Origin of the sequence: Lichenifustis flavocetrariae, from assembly GCF_026130545.1 — a bacterium.
GTDB classification, from domain to species: domain Bacteria; phylum Pseudomonadota; class Alphaproteobacteria; order Rhizobiales; family Beijerinckiaceae; genus Lichenihabitans; species Lichenihabitans flavocetrariae.
In genome coordinates this window covers 1,210-2,507 of sequence record NZ_JAMOIM010000127.1, presented here as the reverse complement: position 1 = coordinate 2,507, position 1,298 = coordinate 1,210, and the positions used below count along the sequence as shown (strand labels likewise).

The 1,298-nt window shown below is 65.7% G+C and carries 1 protein-coding gene and 1 pseudogene; both read right to left on the bottom strand.

The window, feature by feature from the left end; translation table 11 throughout:
• Nucleotides 1–454 (bottom strand): annotated as a pseudogene (locus tag M8523_RS36155) (tetratricopeptide repeat protein); the annotation flags it as partial.
• 175 nt (nt 455–629) lie between these two features.
• Nucleotides 630–1,298, bottom strand: a 669-nt coding sequence (locus M8523_RS36150) for a molybdopterin-binding protein (RefSeq protein WP_282589620.1), incomplete at its 5' end; no start/stop codon positions are given.

Sequence of the window (1,298 nt, the reverse complement as noted above, 5' to 3'; positions counted from 1 at the left end):
GGGCAAGGTCAGGCTGGAGGTCGACCGCCCTACGGAATGCGAGCTCGGCATCCGTCGGCGCGCTCACCTGGGTGAGGTTTCCGAACAGGAGCCATGACGCAGCCGATCGCAGATCAATCCATAACGATCGGAGGACGCAGGCCATCGCCGCCTCTTGCCTGCCCACGGCTTGCAGCACGTGGGCGAGGTCGCGCCATAATGCAGCGTCGGACGAGGAGATCCGCAGTGCCATGGAGAACAGTTGAGCGGCTCCGTCGAGATTGCCGCTGCCCCAGAGGGCGAGCCCGAAGTGCCGGAACGCCAGGTGAAGCTCGCCGTACCGGACGATCAGGGCGTCGAAAACGGCAGACGTCCGTCGAAGGTCCGCCGTCAGGCGTTCGATCGCTTCGGTTTCCGGTAATGGGAAGACGGGGCAGTCCGCCATCCCGGCTTCCAGATCGATGCTTGCACGCACGGAGGCGGTCCTGGGCTACGTAGGCATCCGGCTGCGCCCGCATGACGTCGAGCATCGACGCCCTCAGGATGATGGAGCCGGGATGCTCCACTGTCTTCCTCAGCACCTCTTCGAACGGAGTCCCTTCTGGTTACGCCGCGGTCGCGAATATTTCGCGGCCGCCTGCCGAATCCGCTCAGATGCCCCCGAACCACTGGTAGCCGGCGCTATCCTCCCAATACCCCCCCTTGCCCGAGCCGATCTCGAGCAGGCTGGTGACGGCTTCGACGGCCATCACGTATTTCGCCTGTTTGTAGCCGAGCTGGCGCTCCACCCGCAGCCGCAGGGGAGCGCCATGACCAACCGACAGATCCTTCCCGTTCATGCCCCAGGCCAAGATCGTTTGCGGATGGATCGCGCCAGGGATATCCAGGCTTTCGTAATAAGGGGTGCCGTCGTAGTTGTCGGCGCAACGAAGCACGACGTAGCGGGCCGAAGGCAGTAGGCGGGCTTGTTCAAGCAGGAGGCGCAGCGGTACGCCCGTCCACTGTCCGATGGCGCTCCACCCCTCCACGCAATCATGACGGGTGATCTGCGTGCGGGACGGCATGGCCCGCAGCTGATCGAGCGACAGGCTGAGGGGCTGACCCACGAGGCCCCGGACCTCCAGACGCCACTCCCGGAATTTCGAGGCGGCATGGGCCCTATAGCTGTCCGTGTCGGGCATCGTGGTCCCGTTCGTGCGGAACACCGGCGACATCTGGTCGGGCCGGTACTCGGGCGCGAGGTCGCCACGCACGACCGCGAGCCGCTGCACCTCGTAGGCAGCGGTGTCGCCGAGCCCGAGGATCGCCTGAGTCACGGG